The organism is Flavobacterium sp. PLA-DH12 (assembly GCF_059511845.1).
Map to the genome: position 1 here is coordinate 264412 of NZ_JCAMPD010000006.1, position 20790 is coordinate 285201.

The 20790-nt window shown below is 31.3% G+C and carries 11 protein-coding genes; 10 read left to right on the plus strand and 1 reads right to left on the minus strand.

Annotated features, from left to right (window positions below):
- Window positions 1-4: 4 nt before the first annotated feature.
- On the minus strand, window positions 5-3034 hold the full coding sequence (locus AC5ZCW_RS14110; protein WP_496120547.1) for a SusC/RagA family TonB-linked outer membrane protein: 3030 nt from the start codon (window positions 3032-3034) through the stop codon (window positions 5-7).
- A 572-nt stretch (window positions 3035-3606) separates the two neighbouring features.
- On the opposite strand from AC5ZCW_RS14110, the gene AC5ZCW_RS14115 reads away from it, so the two are divergent.
- The 10 genes from AC5ZCW_RS14115 to AC5ZCW_RS14160 all read left to right on the plus strand — a co-directional run bounded on the left by AC5ZCW_RS14115 (window position 3607) and on the right by AC5ZCW_RS14160 (window position 20677).
- Window positions 3607-3828 carry a helix-turn-helix domain-containing protein gene (locus AC5ZCW_RS14115; protein ID WP_496120549.1) on the plus strand — a complete coding sequence of 74 codons (222 nt, stop codon included), beginning with the start codon at window positions 3607-3609 and terminating at the stop codon, window positions 3826-3828.
- A 68-nt stretch (window positions 3829-3896) separates the two neighbouring features.
- Complete coding sequence (locus AC5ZCW_RS14120; RefSeq protein ID WP_496120551.1) at window positions 3897-4727, plus strand: hypothetical protein; 831 nt, start codon at window positions 3897-3899, stop codon at window positions 4725-4727.
- 213 nt (window positions 4728-4940) lie between these two features.
- The gene (locus AC5ZCW_RS14125; protein WP_496120553.1) at window positions 4941-5951 is read left to right on the plus strand and encodes a helix-turn-helix transcriptional regulator; all 1011 of its coding nucleotides are present in this window, start codon (window positions 4941-4943) and stop codon (window positions 5949-5951) included.
- Between the two features lie 62 nt (window positions 5952-6013).
- Window positions 6014-8503, plus strand: coding sequence for an N-6 DNA methylase (locus AC5ZCW_RS14130; RefSeq protein WP_496120555.1), 2490 nt, complete (start codon window positions 6014-6016; stop codon window positions 8501-8503).
- A 2-nt stretch (window positions 8504-8505) separates the two neighbouring features.
- Window positions 8506-9687, plus strand: coding sequence for a hypothetical protein (locus AC5ZCW_RS14135; RefSeq protein ID WP_496120556.1), 1182 nt, complete (start codon window positions 8506-8508; stop codon window positions 9685-9687).
- A 15-nt stretch (window positions 9688-9702) separates the two neighbouring features.
- Window positions 9703-11259, plus strand: a complete 1557-nt coding sequence (locus AC5ZCW_RS14140) for a type I restriction-modification system subunit M (RefSeq protein WP_496120557.1) — start codon at window positions 9703-9705, stop codon at window positions 11257-11259.
- Between the two features lie 386 nt (window positions 11260-11645).
- The gene (locus tag AC5ZCW_RS14145; protein WP_496120559.1) at window positions 11646-12794 is read left to right on the plus strand and encodes a restriction endonuclease subunit S; all 1149 of its coding nucleotides are present in this window, start codon (window positions 11646-11648) and stop codon (window positions 12792-12794) included.
- Window positions 12795-12847: 53 nt separating this feature from the next.
- Entirely contained in the window at window positions 12848-14794 is a 1947-nt protein-coding gene (locus AC5ZCW_RS14150) for a DUF262 domain-containing protein (RefSeq protein ID WP_496120561.1), read from the plus strand.
- Window positions 14784-17198 carry a GmrSD restriction endonuclease domain-containing protein gene (locus AC5ZCW_RS14155; RefSeq protein WP_496120563.1) on the plus strand — a complete coding sequence of 805 codons (2415 nt, stop codon included), beginning with the start codon at window positions 14784-14786 and terminating at the stop codon, window positions 17196-17198. Before AC5ZCW_RS14150 ends, AC5ZCW_RS14155 begins: the two co-directional genes overlap by 11 nt.
- Before the next feature lie 26 nt (window positions 17199-17224).
- Window positions 17225-20677 (plus strand): DEAD/DEAH box helicase family protein, encoded by a 3453-nt coding sequence (locus AC5ZCW_RS14160; RefSeq protein ID WP_496120565.1) that lies wholly within the window; start codon window positions 17225-17227, stop codon window positions 20675-20677.
- Window positions 20678-20790: the final 113 nt, after the last annotated feature.

Sequence of the window (20790 nt, forward strand, 5' to 3'; positions counted from 1 at the left end):
TAAATTAAAAGCCAAGCTCAATGCCCATTGTAAACTGTCGCAATGGTGGAAGCGCCGAAGCAGACTGGTTTTCAGGATCAGCTCCACGAAAGTCAGTGATGGTTAATAAATTTTGTCCCTGCAGATATACTTTCCCTGTAAAGTTTTTTGACCAAGCTGATGGTATTGCATAAACAAGAGTCAGACTCTTGAGTCTCACAAAAGATGCATCACTGTATGCTGCATTGCTGTCAATCAGATCGTAATGTCCTTCGAGTAATGTACTATTCTGGCCGGTAGTGTACTGCTGTGATATAGCACTGGTTCCGTCCTGCGGGAAATGATTTCCCATAGCTGCAGGCTGATTTACAAATGAACCGGGTAAGGCTGACGTATATAAATAGTTCCTGCCGGTCTGCTTTACAAACTGGAATAAAAAATCTAGTGACCAATTTTTATATGCCAGCTGATTATTCAGCCCTCCATAGTATTTTGGAGAAGTATCGACAATTGTCTGGCGGTCATCTTGATAGGTTATCTGGCCGTCGCCGTTAAAATCCTGAAAAGTGTAGGCTCCAGTTTGAGGATCAATTCCTGTATAATTAAAAACTTTCTTTATAAAAAGTGATTCACCTACTACAAGCTGGTTAGCATACGTAGAACTTTCAAGCCCTGGAAAAGAAACGAGTTTATTTTTTGGTACAGTAAGGTTTACTGTACTTGTCCATGAGAAATCTCTGCCTTTCAAATTGTTCGTGCGAAGTTCCAGTTCCACACCGGTATTTTCCACAGTTGCGTCAAAATTTGACTGGATGGAAGAAAACCCTGTCGTCCCGGGAAGCGGCACCCCGACCAGTTGATTGGATGAGCGGTTGCGGAACCAGGCAGCAGAAAGGAAAATATTATCCTTTAAGAATCCGAACTCCAATGCGAGTTCAAGTTTTTTGTTTGTCTCCCAGCCAAAATCAGGATTATAAAGACGCGACGGTAAAAGTCCTACCACTCCGTCATACAGATAAGGAGAAACTTTATAGGTATCCAGATACTGGTAATCTCCAATCTGGTCATTACCAGTAATGCCATAACTCCCGCGAAGCTTCCCAAAGCTGATTATGGAATTATGCTCTTTGATAATGTCTTCATTAGAGAACAGCCAGGCTGCGCCAACAGCGCCAAAATTAGCGAAACGATTATCGGGGCCGAAACGGCTTGAACCATCACGTCGCCCCGTAAGGTTCACGATGTATTTTTTATGCCAGTTGATGTTGAGTCTGCCAAATAATGCATTGTAATTGTACTCGGTTACTTCATGATTCAATACAGCCACCGTATTGGCTGCCGCCAAACTATTAATAAGGGCATCACTTGCAAATCCAAAGGCAGATTGTGCCAGTTTTGTCGTTTTTTGGCTCTGAAATGTTGTCCCAACTAAGAAATTTAGATTTATGCTACCGAATTCTTTATGATAGCTTAACTGCGGTTCGAATATATACGATCTGCCAGTACCGTTAGACACAAATAACGTTGATTCATGTTCACCCGTATCATAGGGACTGTAAATACTCAGAGGGCTGGTTACGTTTTGGGATAGTCTGGTATCATTATATCCTACGCTGGCTTTAGCCTCAAGACCCGGAAACAGATTATAAGACACTACTGCATTTGCAATAAGGTTTTGGCTTGTGGTAAGATATGAGCCGTTAAGAAATGACAAGGGATTGATGAATGTGCCGTTTTCCCAGTTAAGACTGCCGTCACTGTTATAAAGCTCCGGTGCGTTTGGAGCAAGAGTATAAGCCCGCGAGGTCAAATCCCTGCCCGGTAGTGTATTTTTATCCCCTGAATAAGCGGCAGAAAAATTAAGGCTAAAGCGTTTATCATCGGACAGGTGAGAAATACTGCTGTTTATAGAGCCCTTTCCATAATGAAAATCACCCGGAAATACAGTTGTTTCTTTATGATAAGTTCCGCTTAACAAGAATTGTGTATTTTTATTACCGCCTGAAATAGATGTCTGAACACTTTGAATGTAAGACGTGCCTCCAATTAATTCCTTCTGCCAGTCGGTATTACGATTTTGATCCCAAGTGCCGTTAATGTCGTAAGCACCTTCAGGATATTCAGTGATGCCATCATTAGCAAAAGCTTCTGCTCGCATTGATAGATACTGGCTGGTCTGCATTAAATCCATTTTTCTTGCCAATTTGCCGATAGTCGTAAATGCATTTAAATTAAAACGTGTTTCTCCTGACCTGCCTTTTTTTGTTGTGATCAATACCACACCATTTGCCCCGCGGGAACCATAAATTGCGGTCGCATCGGCATCTTTCAATACTTCAATGCTTTCTATGTCAGATACATTTAAATTGTTCAGCGGATTTGTAACACCCGAGATAGCGGATGCCGAAACAGTCGCATCTCCTAACGACTGTGATGAATATGGAACTCCGTTTACAATATACAATGGATCGTTGCCATCTCCGCGAATACTGTTAAGACCACGGATCTGAATATTAAAGCCGCCGCCCTGCAGTCCGGTGTTTTGAGTAATGTTTACTCCTGCCATACGTCCCTGCATTACCGCTAAAGGATTGTTGACGGGTTGTTTGTCGAAATCTCCGGCTTTAATTTTCGCAATACTGCCGGTACGTTCCTTTTCTTTAACAGAATAATAGCCCGTATTAATTCTGACTTCCTGAAGGGTCGTCTGGTCTTGCTCCATCTGCACATTGATTAATAAACGTCGTGCAACTGGAATTTCAATGGTTTTAAAACCGATGTAGGTAAAAATTAGACTCACATCAGGCGATACTGTTATGGTAAATTTACCATCAAAGTCTGTGATGACAGTATTTCTCTGGTTTTTAACTGAAACACTCACACCTGGAAGAGGGGTTGTACCATCAGTTACAATACCGCTCACCTGTGCTTGTTGTTGTGAAATGGAGAACCGCAAAGTATTCCTTGCTAAGGCTGGAGTGCAAAATAGGTAGAAGCCGAAAATAAACGGATACCATAATGCAGCCAACCCATTGTTCAATGAAATAGTTTTCATAATTTTGGGTTAGTTAATTTAAAACGAAAGTTTGTATTAATTCAGCTCTCTAAACTTGTTTGTCGACCGGTTAGAGGGCTTTTTTGCTTCAATAAAGCATATGATCTTTACCTTTTAAAAGCCTGCAATCTGCATAATTGGCTAATTCAAAATGAAAAACTATGACAGTACAGGCAGTAAAAATGCATTTATAGTTAATTCATAAGCAGATAGTTTTGGTTACACAATATCTAAATGCGAGATTATGAAAAATGAAGAAGGAGCGCTAAGAATATTAAGTGGTGAATTCTGTTAAAAAAATAAAAAATGGCGCAGAACTCAGCTTATTGCATTAGAGGTACTGGTATACCCGCGCACAAATAAGTGAGCCCACGCCATGGTCGTGAGCATCAAACTTATCCTCTCGTGCAAAAATTACCAGTTTTCTAATGCGAGATTCTAAGCGAATGCTTCAAATATTTTTTATATGAAGTATCGCAAATATATTAATTCAAGAACAAATATAATAAAATAATTTGAATTTCGGATTTAAATCCGAATTATTTTAAACTTTAAAAAGTTACTTTGTTAATATGAAGGATAGGAATCGCATAATAGTTGATTATATAGCGTTAGAGTGGGTAAAAAAAGCCAAATCTCAAAGTGCGTTTGCTGATGAACATAATATTGATGAGAAAACCGTTCGTAGTATAAAAAATGATCTTAATTATAATATTAGTCTACAAACTATAATTAGGATTTGCGAGGCTAGAGATATAAAGCTGCATGAGTTTTTTAAATTACTAGATATATAAAGACAATTTCCGAAATCTTAATTTAAAAACTTAAAAGACAATAAAATTTTAAATTTAGATTAAATCATTTGGAAAACTTAGATGAAACTGATTTATATATTGATAGTTTAATTAATATTGAACTCTCTAAATTAATAACTGATAAAATTGCGCCATTTACATGTCAGTTCTTAAAACATGATCGAATAAAAGGACTTATTCCATTTGCTTCCGGTGTAATGGCAAAATTCGATGAATCATATTTTATACTTACAGCTTCACATGTTATTGAAGACTGGTCAGATCAAAACAAATTATTTATTGAAATTAATAATGGTCATATATCAGTTGCTGGTAAAGCTTGCGGAACTAACATAGACACAAATGAAAAACTTGATATTGCTTATATCAAATTAGATAATGTAATGGTACCTATTTTAGAACAATGGTATAGTTTTCTTAGTATTAAACAATTTCTTACCCATACTAAAATCATTAATGAGTCGAATTATTGTGCGTATGGATTCCCTACTACTAATTTTAAAATAAAAAGTAAAATAACTAACTCTGTGGGTTCAGCATATTACATGAAACCAACAAAAGATAATGTTTTTGAATTTTATGGATTGTCCCCACTATCTCATTATGTCTTAGAGTTTAATGGAAAACCTTTAAATATTAAAACTGGTCAAACAGAAAAAATAAAAACAGAGCATTATGGATTAAGTGGTGGTGGATTATGGTACACGAAAATAAATTTTGTACATAACAGAATGGTATCCAAAGCTCAATTAATTGGGATTATGACTGAATTCAGAAAAGGAAAATATAACTGTCTGATCGCAAATAGAGTTGAATTAATTTTGGCACTCATTAGGAAAAATGAAGGAATTAATATTACTAAAGACACTTTTCTTTAAGAATCAAGAATTTAATGTTGCTAGAGAATATTTTTGAATTGCTACTCTATTAAACTATTCTACGCATTCTAATAAATAAAATAAATTTTTAATTATTTTCTCGAAAGGTAGAAAATGATCTCCATTAAGAATAGACGTACAATTATTTTTTTTAGTTTTACAACAAATTTCTTCATCTAAAGGAATTACTTACCCACTACAAATAATTAATAAATGGCAATTAACAAACATCAAATAATCAGATACAATAAACTTGATAGATGCTTTAAAAACACTGGAAAAGAATATAGTATTAATGATTTATTGGAAGCTGTTAATGAAGCTATATTAGAACATGATTCAACAAGTTCTGGTGTAGAAATTAGAAGTTTAAGAGGGGATATTCGTTTTATGCGCAGTGAAGCTGGATTTAATGCCCCTATTGAAACTCTTAGGAGCTCAAGTGGATTTTATTATTATCGTTATTCGGATAAAAACTTTTCTATAAATAATAGTCCACTAAATGATACAGAGGTCGAACAATTAAAAAATGCAATTTCTATTTTACAGAGATTTGAGGGAAGCCCAGAATTTGAGTGGGTAAATCAATTAGGGCCATTACTAAATGATAGATTTGGATTAAAAGATCAAAGTCAAAAAGTAATATCTCTCGAATCAAATATTGACTACAAAGGTTATGAATATATTACACCTTTATTTAATGCTATAATTAATAAATGTGTTATTAAAGTAAGGTACGAACCGTTCAATACTCCTGAATATATAGTAACTTTCCACCCTTATTATTTAAAACAATATAATAATAGATGGTTTGTTTTAGGATTTAATGAATTCAATAATAATCAATACTGGAATTTAGCTTTAGATAGGATTAACGGTGAAATTGAAAAAACAAATAATGTTTACAGACTTGACAACACTGATTGGGAGAATTTCTTTGAAGATATAATTGGAGTTTCAAAGAATCCATTTAACCAACTTGAAGAAGTAAAATTACTTTTTACTAAAGAGCAAGCTCCCTATGTCAAAACAAAACCACTGCATTGGTCACAAAAAAACAATTTCCTTGAAGATGGATCATTAGAAGTCCGAATCAAAGTGATAATAAACTACGAACTAGAGATGAAAATACTCTCATTTGGTGAAAAAGTAAAAGTCATATCGCCGCATTCATTAGTAACTAATATTTTATATAGAATAAAGCAACAAATTAAAAATTATTAAACACTGTGCACTCATATTGCATGCCATATATATAAATTTGTGGTGTAAATTAAGACTAAGACATGAGCGAATATAATAGCAGTAAAATAGTTCAAAATATTACCAATGAAATATGGCACGTTTATAATACAATAAAAGGCGGGCTTAACAATAATGATTTTGATTTTGATTTGGTTTTGTTATTCTTATCTGCCTACAAAGATGGTGAGATAGATCAAACTGTACACAATTTTCACTACGATACTAAAAATTATGTAATTCTGAGGTTAAACAGTTTTCGATATACTAATTTAGTAAAGGTGTATGAACCTATTATATATACACTCCCAGAAAAACTGATATACTTTTTAATAAGCGAATTAGTTAGTTTGGATAAAGTTAAATTAACTGAGTTTTTTTCTGAAATTTTTGATGAGCTATTATATAAATCAACGAATGCTCAAGGTCGATATTCAGGCGAATTTATTCTCCCAATTGAAGTAAGTCAATTTATTATGAATTTGGCTGATTTACAAAATGATGCTAAAGTTTATAATCCGTTTGCTGGTGTAGCTTCTTTTGGTACTTTCCTAACTAAAAATCAGATGTATTATGGGCAAGAAAAGAATGAAAGAACGTGGGCCTTAGGTAAATTGCGACTGATGGCTTATCGCAAAGATGATTTTAATTATAAATTAGATGATTCAATAGAGCATTGGAACAGTTTTGAAAAATTCGATTTAGTTGTTGCAAGCCCTCCTTTTAATCTTCCTATTCCAAAATATATTTATTCCCATTATTTAGGAGATGAATACAAAAGTGTTGATAATTTCGTTATAGATAACGGAATTAATTCTATTTATGAAAATGGTCAAGTAATAGCTATGCTTCCACTCTCCTTTCTTTTTAATGGAGGTCTTAAAGGTAGACTAAAGGTCAGATTTGTTGAGAATAATTTAATTGATAAAATTATAACACTTCCGGCTGGTTTACTACATAATACAGGTATTTCTTTTTGTATAATAGTTTTAAAAAAATACACTAAAAAACCAGGATTTGTTCAGTTTGTCGATGCTACCACATTTTTCACAAAAGATGGACCAAGGAGTAAGATTTTAAACCAGCTTGAATTAAGTAAACTTATTAATGATGAATCAGAAAACGAATTTATTAGGTACGTAAGTAAATATGAAATTTATAAAAATGATTTTGATTTATCTGTTAAAAGGTATTTCTTAAAAAATACTGAAGGATCATCATTATCTTCTTTTACAGAAGTAATTAAAGGTCAAAATGCACCTCGTAATATAAAAATGAAGCAGGTGCAAGTCAAAAACTTAAAAGAAGATGTTTTTGACAGCTTTTTAACATCTAATGAGCTTAATAATAAAATCATTGAACGCTCATCATTTAAGATAATTGAAGAATCTTGCGTATTATTAACAACTAAATGGAACACCTTAAAACCAACTTATTTTCAATTTACAGGAGAGCCCATAGCAATATCTGAAGCAATAACAGCCATTCGATTAGATGAAAATATAGTAGATCCTACATTTTTAATTAACGAATTATCTACAGAATATGTAAAGAAACAATTAGACAGTTATCGAATTGGTTCAATACAACCCGTATTAAGGTTAAAAGATCTAAAAAACATTATAATAAAGCTTCCTCCCATAAGTGAGCAACATGCAAAAGTTAGTGGGATTGTCGAACTTTCTTCCAGACTAAAAGAGATAAAATTAGACAAAGAAGATTTGTTAAATGGAATAAAAAAAGAGGAAACTGAAAGTTCTACATCATTAAGTCATGTTTTAGGAAAACCATTATTAAGTATTGGATCATCATTAGAGATAATAATGACTACCTTATCTAAAGAGCATCCTAATTGGAGAGATATAATGATAAGTGAAAATAGACAATTTAGAATGTCAGATGCATTTGATTCAATTTCTAAAAATGTAAAATATATTCAAGAACTGACCGATGAAAATACAGCTTTAATAAGTGTATCCTCATTTGACTTGACTGAAATAAATTTTCTTAGATTCTTATCTGAATTTATTAAAAATGAAAAGAAAAGTTTGAAAAATAATATTGAGCTAAAACTTGATATCCATGAAGATATTAAAGAACAAATGAACAATAAAGTTTTTATACTAGGGAACGAGCAAAAACTCAAAATAGTACTGATCAATCTGATAGACAATGCTAAAAATCACGCTTTTATTGACAACAAATTTGAAAATAGCATAAATATTGAAATTTTGCCATTTACAGGAAATGTAAATGAAGCTTTGCTTTTAAATTATGACATTGATGTCAGAAAATCTTATATTGAGGTAAGAGTTTCAAATACAGGAAAACCCTTCCCAAAAGATTTTACCCTTGAAGATTATGTACGTAAAAACTTTGCTGTTGGAAAAACTCGTAACAGAGGTTTAGGTGGCTATGAAGTTAACGAGGTATTAAAAGCTCACAATGAAGGAAAAAAATCTTTAAACCTTTTTTCATTTGAAGAAGGACAAAAATATAGCTCAACAGTTTCATTTATAATACCATTAATATAATTATGACTAAAATATACAAAATTCTCTGGGTGGATGACGAACATGATGACGAGGCTTTATTGCCCTTTATACTTCAAGCTGAAGAACAGGGTATAATATTAGAAGGATTCGGTTCATTCAAAGAAGGATTTTATGCTTTAGAAGCTAATATCAATAAATACGATGTTATTCTTCTAGACGCGTTATTCTTTGAAGATGAAACTTCAGAAACTCCAAATCCCGCAGGATTAGGTTCTGCAATTCAGAAAATAAATGAGATGAGAAATAGAAAATCCTTTCCTTATTTTGTGCTTTCTGGGCAAACTCATTTTACAGATGTTACTAATCCAATATTAGAAGCTTTTAAATTAAGATGTTATAACAAAAAAAATCCTGATGATGTCAAGGAGTTATTGGTAAATATTAAAACTGAAGCAGATAATCAATCAGTAACTCAGATTAAACACGAGAATCAAGCTCTCTTTAATGTGTTAAATGATTATCCTGATGAAGTAAGAGATACATTTATCACAATTTTCAAAAATCAAAAAGAAGGTAATGTTCAATTTGATGATCAATTATACTTTACGCAATTAAGAATTATTTTAGAACATTTATTTCGAAAAGCAAATAGCATTGGATTACTTCATGACGCCTGTGTCCAACAAGGAAATAATAAGGTTAATTTAACTGAAGCAAGTTTGTTCTTGGCTGGTCTTGATACAAAACATTTGAATGTTAGCTGCACTATAATCCATTTCCCAAAGTTAATTGCTGAAAATGTTAAAAGCATAATTCATACCACTGGTGCGGCTTCTCATACATCAAATGTTGATGTAACTCAGAATATTGATATCCAAGCTTATAGAAATATGATCATATCTCCATATCTACTATATTCTTTAGCTTTCCAATTAATGGATATTTTATTATGGTATGATAGCTATAGCAAAACACATAGTGATGTGGCAACTAATAGATCTTTTTGGAGAGATATACAAAGAGATCAGTATGGTAACAAGTTCGAGATAGAAACAATAATTAATATTGCTGGTAATGGTTGGGGAACAGTTAAAATCAATAATGGAACAAAAAACGTTAGTGTATTTAATGGAGATGTAACTCAAAACAATCTTGTTATCGGAGATCAAATTAGGTTCACTGTAAAGGATAACTCTACTGCACAAAATGTAACAAAAATTTAAGACATACTATTATACATGATCACCGGAGAATTAAAATCACAAATCGATAAAATCTGGAACGACTTCTGGACAGGTGGAATTTCCAATCCTTTAACGGTAATTGAACAGTTTACCTATCTTATCTTCTTAAAACAATTAGACGACAAACAAATTCTTATTGAAAAAAGAGCCAACATGCTTGGCGTAACTACAGATAAACCTATTTACACTCCAGAGCAAAGAGAATTACGCTGGAGCAGTTTCAGAGACAAAGACTCTGAAGTGATGTTCGAATTATTTACAAAACCACAACATCATTTAAATGATGTTACGGTTTTTGATTTTATGAAAACGCTTGGCAAAGATGGCGGTGTCTTTACAAAATATATCAAAGGTGCTACATTTATGATTCCGACAGCTAAGTTATTAGATCGTGTAGTACAACAAATTGACAAATTACCTCTGGATAATAGAGACACAAAAGGTGATTTATATGAATACATGCTAGGCAAAATTGCCGAAGCAGGAACTAACGGACAATTCCGTACACCTCGCCATATTATACGCATGATGGTTGAAATGACCAAACCTCAAAAAGAAGATACTATTTGCGATCCTTCTTGTGGAACAGCGGGCTTTTTAGTTGGTGCGTCTCAATTTATACATGAAAAACACGAAGAATGGTTCATGGATAAGGAATTCAGAGAGCATTACAATAAAGAAATGTTTAACGGAATTGAGATTGACCCTTCCATGATGAGGATCTCTGCGATGAACTTGCAATTGCATGGCATGGAAAACCCGACTCTTATTGGGAATTCTGCGTTGAGTGAAAGCAACGGTATTACCAGTGAATATTCTTTAATTTTGGCAAATCCTCCATTTAAAGGAGCCTTGGATTATGATGAAGTAGAAAGCAGTTTATTAAATGTTACCAAAACAAAAAAAACCGAACTACTCTTTTTAGCATTGATTTTACGTATGTTAAAACTAGGTGGTCGTGCTGCAGTAATTGTTCCTGATGGTGTATTATTTGGGAGTTCTGGAGCTCACAAAAACATTAGAAAAGAGTTAATTGAAAAACAGCAACTACAAGCTGTGATTTCTATGCCAAGCGGTGTATTCAAACCGTATGCTGGAGTTAGTACAGCAATTTTACTTTTTACCAAAACAAATTCTGGAGGAACAGATAATGTTTGGTATTATGATATGCAAGCCGATGGTTTTAGCTTAGATGACAAACGTAATCCTCAACTTCCTGAAGAATTATTTGAAAAATGTTTTAGCGATCCTGAAAGTGTTCTGGATGAAATGAATGGTAAATGCGATATTCCAAGTATTCTTTTGGATTGGAAAAAATACCAAAATCAAAAACCAAACACAACCGAAGGACAAGACAGAACTCAAAAATCATTCTTAGTACCTAAAGCTGACATTGTCGCAAACGATTATGACTTGAGCATAAATCGATACAAAGAAATTGTTTATGATGAGGTTGTTTACGAAAAACCACAAACTATTATAGAAGCGATTAAGGAAATAGACAAAAAACGTCTGGAAGCAATGAAGGATCTTGAAAAAATGTTAAGTTAGTGGAGAATACCGGATTCGAAATTCCAAATAAAATCAGCAAATTGCAGAGAAGGAGGGATTCGAGACTAAGGTCTCATCTCAGGGTTATGAATCCTGTGCTCTTTTAAAATATTTGTGCCCGGAGGGGTTCGAATAATAAACTCTTAAAATGTTTAAAACTAACCAAAATCAAAACATAAAAATTACAGCCCTCTGCTTAGTAGGCAGGTGCTGTAGAATGTGACCTCGACTGGATTCAATCCTTGAATCTTCTTAAATTTGAACTTGTAGAAGAAATGACAGCTTATCGGCGTGATTATTGAATCAGCGTTATAAATTCTATTCTTTTAAAAATATATAAAAAGTAAAAGTATATATTTTCTTAGAGTAAGAAAAATATTTGAATAATGAATAAAATCAAAATCAAAAATTTCACAGATGTAGTTACTGGAGGAACTCCTTCTACTTCTAAAACAGAATATTGGGAAAAAGGAAACATTCCTTGGCTAAATTCAGGTGAATTAAATCAAAAGATTATTACTACAACTAGGAACTATATTACTAAACTTGGTTTGGAGAAAAGTTCTTCACGTTTAATGTGTAAAGATACTGTAGTAATGGCTTTAACTGGTTCAACAACTGGTGTTGTTGGTTACTTGACATTTGAGGCATGTGCAAACCAATCTGTAACTGGTATCTTACCATCTAGCAAACATAATTCAAAATATTTATATCATTATTTGAATTTTATAAGACCAAAAGTTCTAAATGATGCCTATGGTGGAGCACAACCACATATTAGTCAAGGTTATGTAAAAGAGTTAGAAATTCCGCTTCCAACAATCGCAACCCAACAAAGGATTGCAAACATTCTAGACAAAGCTGATGAACTAAGACAATATAACAAACAACTTGTAGAAAAATATGATGCCTTGACGCAAAGTTTGTTTTTGGATATGTTTGGTAACGCAAAATTGAATTCAAAAAAATGGCAACTTAAACCTTTCGAATATTTTGCAATATTTGATACTAAAATGACTTCTGATTTTGAAAAATATTCTAGTTTTCCACATATCGGAATTGCTAATATCGAAAAAAATACGGGCGAAATTATAGATTATAAATTAGTATCTGAAGAAAATCTTTCAAGTGGGAAATACTTATTTGACTCCTCTCATATTATTTATAGCAAAATTAGACCAAATTTAAACAAAGTAGCTTTACCAAGTTTTAGTGGCTTATGTAGTGCTGATTCATATCCTTTAAAGATTAAAACAGAAAATTCTAACAGAATCTTTTTTGCATATTTACTTAGATCGGATTCATTTATCGAATTTATATTAAGCCATAGTACAAGGACAAATATTCCTAAAGCAAATAAAGAGCAAATGAAAAAATACATTGGGATAGCTCCTCCAATCAAGTTACAAAACATCTTTGCAGAACGAGTACAACTTATCGAAGCGCAAAAACAACAAGCAAAAGAAGCTTTTGAAAAAAGTGAAGCTTTATTTCAAAGTTTATTACAAAAGGCCTTTAAGGGAGAATTGAATTAAAAAATAAAGGTGAAGGATGATGTTGCGGATATAATTTTATAGAAAGTTAAATCATGAACAAAACCACTATTGCAACTAAAAACAGTATTTTATTACTATCAATAAGCCAATTAAGAAACAAACTATTTGTAATTGGAAATTATCAAAGAGGTTACAAATGGGGTAAAAAAGAAATCCTAGAACTTCTCAATGATATCAATGAATATGATAGCAACTCTGGACTTTATTGTTTACAGCCTATTATTCTAAAATCACTTGAAGGTTCGGCAAAAGAAAACATTAAAATTGAGGAAAATAAATATTCTATTTTTACTCATAATGAAGTAATCGATGGACAGCAACGCACTTCTACCCTATTCTTGCTTTTATCGTATTTACAATATTATTTTAAAATTGCAGATATTGATATTTATACTATTTCGTTTACTACAAGGATAAGAAGTGGCCAATTTTTAAATGAAAAATTAAAATTTTTATTCGAAGTTGATGTTACTAGTATTTCAAACGAAGAACTTGTAAACAAAGACTATAATCAAATTGAAGCAGTCAATACTTTATGGGCAGATTTTATAAAAGAACATAAAGAATTTGACAATGTAGATGTGTATCATTTTTTTCAAGTAAACTGCTATATTAAAAAATGGGTTTCATACTCTTTAACAGATCAAAGCAAAGCGGAGACTTTTATTCTTAAACTGTTAAATCATGTAAAAATAATTTGGTATTCACTAGACAACGCTTTGCAAAACGATAAAGTTATCGATGTGTTTCTGAATAACAATAAAGGAAAAATTAAACTGACCACTTCGGAGTTAATAAAGGCATTGTTTATTTTAAAAATAAAAAATACTGAAATAAAAGAACTGGCAGAATTACATACCAACCGTTTTGCCTTAGAATGGGATACAATTGAAAAAAAGCTACAAGATGATTCCCTATGGTATTTTATCCAGCCAAATGACAGTCTTTACAAAGATGGTACGAGAATAGATTATTTGTTTGACTTAATTTTACAGAAAGATAAAAAACAAGACGAACTGTTTGCTTATCGATATTATGAATCGGGATTTAATGAATCAGACAATAACTTTGATACTGAATGGAATAAGGTTATTCAGTTGTTTAACAAACTAATAGATTGGTACAATGATTCTGAATTGTATCATTACATTGGGTTTCTTGTTAATGGAAACATTCTAAATATTCTATCTATTATCGAATTAGCAAAAGGAAAAAGCAAAACGGAAATCAATGCCGAATTAAAAGAAAAGATTATTAATCATTTCAGCAAAACAAAAATTGAGGATGGTGACGTTATTAATATTTATGATCTTGATAATTTGAGTTTTACCAAATATTATCAAGAAACAAAAAAGGTATTATTGCTTCATAATATAATGTATTATGTAAAAACAATGTCTAATCATAAATTTCCCTTCGAACTTTACAACAAAGAAAAATGGAGTATTGAACATATTATACCTCAAAATCCTAAAACAATAACTGATTTTGAACTTTATAAAGAATGGTTTACAGAACAAGCGGAATATCGAAATGATGCTAAAAAAACAATCAACGAAAACCATACAAATATAATTAAGAGTTTAAAAAAATTAGACTCCTTTGTTGGTTTAGAGTTAGATAAAGATTTAAAAGAAAAAATAAATGAATTAATTGAATCGTTTGACGATACAACGCATTCAATTAATAATTTATTACTGTTGGATAGTAACACGAACAGTTCCTTACAGAATGAAAGTTTTACAAAAAAAAGAGAAAAAATATTACTCTTTGATAGAAATGGTCAATCAGATACAAATAAAGCTGTCTTTATTCCTGTAGAAACTTTAAATGCTTTTAATAAAACATTTAGCACTGAAGTACAATATAAACATTGGACTGCGCAAGATGGTGAAGATTACAAAAATGCTATATATGAAAGACTAATAGATTTTTTACCAAAAAACAACACTAAAACAGCTGTCATCAATGAAGGATAATAATACTTTTTGGAATCTTATCGAAAATCAAGGTATCGAAATTCCGCCTATTCAACGCGATTATGCTCAAGGAAGAAAGACTGGAAAAATACCTTCTATACGAACTAAATTTATTTCTTCAATTTTTACTGCACTAACAACTAGGGAACCTTTAGGTCTGGATTTTATCTATGGCAAAATTTTCGGACTAAGAAACGAAGAAGAATTTGCTCGCAATAAAAGTGCTATTGAAGGATTATTAGGAAGTATTAAAAGCTATGCCGGAAGTATAGACCTATCCATAAGTGACTTTAAAATTGAAGCTAAGGATAATGATCAGGGAGCCATTACTTGTCTTATTCCTCTTGATGGTCAACAAAGACTTACCACTTTGTTTTTAATACATTGGTACATATTCTCACAATTAAAAATGAGAGATGAACTTAAAAAACTTTTACGTTTTAGATACAAAACTAGAAAGAGTTCAGAGAATTTTATTCAAATTTTATGTAATACAAATAAAATTCAATTTAAGGATGACTTAAAAGAAGAAATCATAAATCTAGAAAATTTCTCTAATACCTGGCTAGATGATGCAACAGTTGTGTCAATGCTAAATGTCCTACAAGAAATTCATTCATTCTGCAAACATTATACTGAAAGTGATTTTGTTTTAATTAACGAAAGACTGACAGAAGAAGAAATCATTTATTTTGACTTTCTTAATTTGAAAGATTTCAATTTATCTGATGATTTATATGTTAAAATGAATGCTAGAGGAAAACAATTAACAGATTTTGAAAACTTTAAAGCATGGTTATTCAACAAAATTGAAAATGAAAATTGGTATGATAAAGATCTTTGGGAAGAAGATGTCTTAAAGTTTGATATTGAATGGAACGATATTTTTTGGAATGCCAAAAACACTACCACTTTTGATATTGATGATGTTTATTTAAATTATTTCAAACTAAACTTTCTTGGTGATTTTGTTGTTAATATTGAAATCAAAGAAGAGTCTAAATTAGTAAAAAACGCAAATGAGAATTTTAAAAACAATGAAATTATTGACATTCTAATATCAGAAACAAATGATTTCGATTTTGAAACATTCTTTACTAATGATTATTTTAAAAGCAACTTAGGTGTCTATTTTAATTTTTTAACACTGTGTCAAGTGGAGTCTAACGGAGATTCTAATATTGAAGTTTTAGATGAAATTTTAAATCAAACTTTTAAATACTATTTTGCAGAAGATGATAAACTAAGTTTTAGTACATTTTATTTTTCCGACAGGCAATTTAAATCAACGTGGTGGCAGAAACTATATTTCTTTGCAATACAACGTTATGTCTTAAAAGTAAATAAAAAAATCACCGACTTTGATGAAAATGACAAAATAAATCTTAAAAATTATAATCGTGTAATCTCTAATTTAATTTTTAACGCTAGTGTAGATTCTCCAGAAGATTTCAAGAATTACTTAAATTCAATTTCACAGCTTGTTGTCACTTTAAGAACTGAAGATTCGATATGTACTCAGTACGAATTGATTTCTAAAACAAATTTTGTCATTTATCAAAAAAATGAAGAAATTTTAAAATGCCAGCTAATCAATGATAATAAAGATTGGGAAGAAAAATTTATTCTAGCTGAACATCACCCCTATTTTTATGGGCAAATTCGATTTTTAATTGAATTGGCAAAAAATAATATTTTAGATTTTGAAATTTTATATCAAAAAATGGCACCATTATTCTATTTTGATATACTTTCTCATCCTAATAGTATTATGCAGAGAGCATTATTAACGTTTGGAAATTACTTTATAAAAAAATCAAGTTATAAAGTTTCACTTTGCAAAAATAATTTTGGAACTGTAAGGGAAAGAAATGAGAATTGGCGCCAAGTTTTTACAGATGAATCCAGAAGAGAAAATTTAAGTAAGCTTTTATTCCATAGTGACTACGATCATAATAATATTGAAGCTTCCTTAAATAAAATAATAGAAAATTACACTGAATCAGAAAATTTAGAAAATTTACCTATTGCAACTTTAGAATATTATAAGTTCTATATTTTTTGCCCTGCAATGTTCCACTACGGCAATTCTAAACTTGTTCAAATACACAAAAACAAATATGCTTATCAACTAAACGCCTTGATAACCGCAGGATATTTTAACGAAGTAATTACATTTTTCATAAAAAAATATTTTTTTAACGACGAAGTAAACGTAAAATACTTTGCTGTTAAAGGATGGGAAAGCAGTCCTTTTATTTCAATCAACGAAAAAACTTTAATTAAATTAGATACAAATAAAGAAATGATCGTAACTATTCCAGAAATTGATGAGCCTGTTATTGAACTAAAATCTATAACTGAAACTGTAACTTTTATAAATGAAGTTTTACAAAAAAAATAGTATTTTAGTCCAACTAATTCAAAACTATGCCAAGCAACTTTACTTTTCTTAAGCAAGAATTTCCAGAGATTTTTCGTGAGATAGCCGAAGCTGAAAAAAACACTTTTATAGCACCTCGTTATGCTGCCTTATTATGCAGAAGTGCTCTAGAAAAAGCAATGTTTTGGTTATACAAAAATGATGAAGATTTAGAGTTACCTTATGATACAAAGTTAGGCGCTTTACTTCACAATGAAGATTTCAAGAACATACTCAAACCAAGTATGTTTATGGAGCTAGACATTATCCGCTTAAACGGGAATAATGCAGCGCATGGAAAATTGGTAAAAGCGCTTGAGGCACTGCAATCTCTAAAAAATAGTTTTAGATTTCTATCTTTTTTAAGCAAATACTACAGCGAGGCAAATCCGGATATTCAGGAATTTGATGAAAGAGTGATTCCTTATGGAGATACAAACGACAAAAACAAAAAACAACTCCAAATACTTGCTGACCAGCTTGAAAAACAACGTCTAGAAGCTCAAAAAGCATTAAAAGAACAAGAAAAACTAGCGGAAGAAAACGATTTACTTCGCAAACAATTGCAAACACAATTACAACTTATTAGCGAACGTAAAGAGGAACGTTACCGAGAAGTAATTGAAGAAAAAGAAATTCCAGAACTTACATCTGAAAATGAAACCCGATTATTATTAATTAATCTTTTATTAAGAGAAGCAGGCTGGGACAATCTTAAACAAGGCAGGGATACAGAATATGAAGTTAAAGGCATGCCCTTAACTACTAATCCTTCTGGAAAAGGTTTTGTAGATTATGTCTTATGGGGAGAAAACGGATTACCATTAGCAATAGTTGAAGCAAAAAGTACAATTCATAGCGCCACAAAAGGAAAACATCAAGCTTGCCTTTATGCTGATTGTTTAGAGAAAAGTACCGGACAGCGTCCAATAATTTTTTACAGTAATGGTTTTGAAACTTATATATGGGATGATATTTTCTATCCCTCAAGACTCATACAGGGATTTTATACCAAAGAAGAATTACAAATTCATATTGAAAGGCGATTATCACGTAAAGATTTACGAGAATTTAAAGTTAATACAGATATAGCAGGAAGATATTATCAACTTGAAGCTATAAAACGTGTTGCTGAGCATTTGGTAACAACAAACGAAAACAAACTAAAAGGCAAAAGCAGAAAAGCATTATTAGTAATGGCAACAGGAAGCGGTAAGACAAGAACTTCAGCTGCTATGGTTGATCTGTTTACCAAATGTAACTGGGCTAAGAGAATTTTGTTTCTTGCTGATAGAAATGCATTGGTAACTCAAGCTAAAAATGCCTTTAAAGAACATTTACCTCATCTATCAGCTATTGATTTAACAAAAGAAAAAGAAGACAACGGCACCAGAGTTGTTTTTTCAACCTATCCTACCATTTTAAATAAAATTGACAGCTTAAAAAGCGAAGATGGGCGTTTTTATGGTGTTGGTCATTTTGATTTAATAATTATAGATGAAGCACATCGATCTGTATACCAAAAATACCAAGCTATTTTTGATTATTTCGATTCCATACTAGTTGGATTAACCGCTACACCAAAAAAGGAAATTGATAAAAACACTTACAATTTATTTGAAATTGAGGATGATAATCCAACTTATGCATATGAATTAAATAAAGCTGTTGAAGACAATTATCTAAAACCTCCAAAAGCTTTTAAAATTCCTTTGAAATTTCCAAGACAAGGAATTGTGTACAATGATCTTTCAGAAACAGATAAAACTCGTTTTAGAGAAGTTTTTGGAGTTCAGTTTGGTGATGAAAATGAAATACTCAATGTTGATAAAAGCAAAATTAATACTTGGCTTTATAATGATGACACTATTGACAAAGTATTAGATTACCTAATGACCAACGGTCAGAAAATAGCTGGTGGAGATAAATTGGGTAAATCCATCATTTTTGCTAAAAATCATGAACATGCTGCATTTATAGAAAAGCGATTCAATAAAAATTATCCTCAATACACAGGTAGCTTCCTTAGAGTCATTGATAATTACGAAGATAAAGCACAAGATTTATTGGAACGATTTTGCTTTGATAAAGGAGATGAAAAGGATCCTCAAATAGCCGTTTCAGTAGATATGATGGATACTGGAGTTGATGCTCCTAGAGTTCTAAATCTTGTTTTTTTCAAAGAAGTTAAGTCATTTTCAAAATATTGGCAAATGATTGGTCGCGGTACACGATTATGCCCAGATATCTTTGCTCCAGGAAAGGATAAAGAGTATTTCTTAATATTTGACTTTTGTGGTAATTTTGAATATTTTGGAGAAAATCCGGATGGAGAAACTCAAAAAACAGCTTTATCATTATCACAGAAAATTTTTAATATAAAACTTGAAATTGTAATATCAATTCGACAATTACATAATTCAACAGAAGAACAGGAAAAAATTCAAATAGAATTTACAGATAATCTGCATCAATTAGTTAAGGGACTTAATGATAGTCGTTTTGAAGTTCGTAAACATTGGAGATACGTTTTAAAGTATAAAAAACGTGAAAGCTGGAACAATCTTTTACAAAGTGACATTCTTAATATTGAAAACAATTTATCACATCTGATAGATTTCAATCAAGATAAAGATGAACTTGCAAAACGCTTTGATTTATTAACTCATAAACTTCAATTAGCTTTAATTACAGACGATAAAACGAAATCTACCCATATTCATAATGTCTATGAAATTGTAAATTTACTATTTACGAAAAGGAACATCCCTGCGGTACTTTCAAAAATAGAGACTATTAAAAAACTACAAAAAGGGCAATTTTGGAATACTGTTAACGTTATTGAGGTTGAAAATTTCAGAACCGAACTTAGAAGTTTAATGCAATTTCTTAAAGATGAAAAGAAACTTGAGCCTATATATACTTCATTTACCGACGAACTTAATTTAGACAAAGTAGAAGAAGTTAATGTTTTGGCAACTTATACTTCATTACAAAGCTATAAAGATCGTGTAGAAGCATTTATCAGAAAAAACAAATCTCATCTCGTTATTGATAAATTATATAAAAATCTCCCGATAACAATTGAGGAATTAAACCTATTAGAAGATTTTTTATTAAAAGAAGCTTTAGAAAGTAAGGATAGATTTGTTAAGGAGTATGGAGAACAGCCTCTAGGGAAATTTATACGTAATATAATTGGTCTTGATGTCGAAATTGTTAATGAATTGTTCGTTGAATTCATTTCGAAAGGTAATTTAAATGCTAATCAAATAACTTTTATTCAAAAAATTATTCAGTACCTAAATCAAAATGGAGTGATTGAAAAAAAACTACTAACTCAATCCCCTTTTAATGAGCAACATGATCAAGGTATTTTTGGTATTTTCCCAGAAGAAGAAAAAATTATGGAAATTATTCAGGTTATTAATCATGTAAACGAAAATGCAATATTTGCATAGATATTTATTATTTCTATATTTTACAACTCTTTACATAATTAAATGAATAGATTTTACCTAACCATATTCAATTAAAAAACAGCTGTGCACATATATTGCACACATCAACTAGA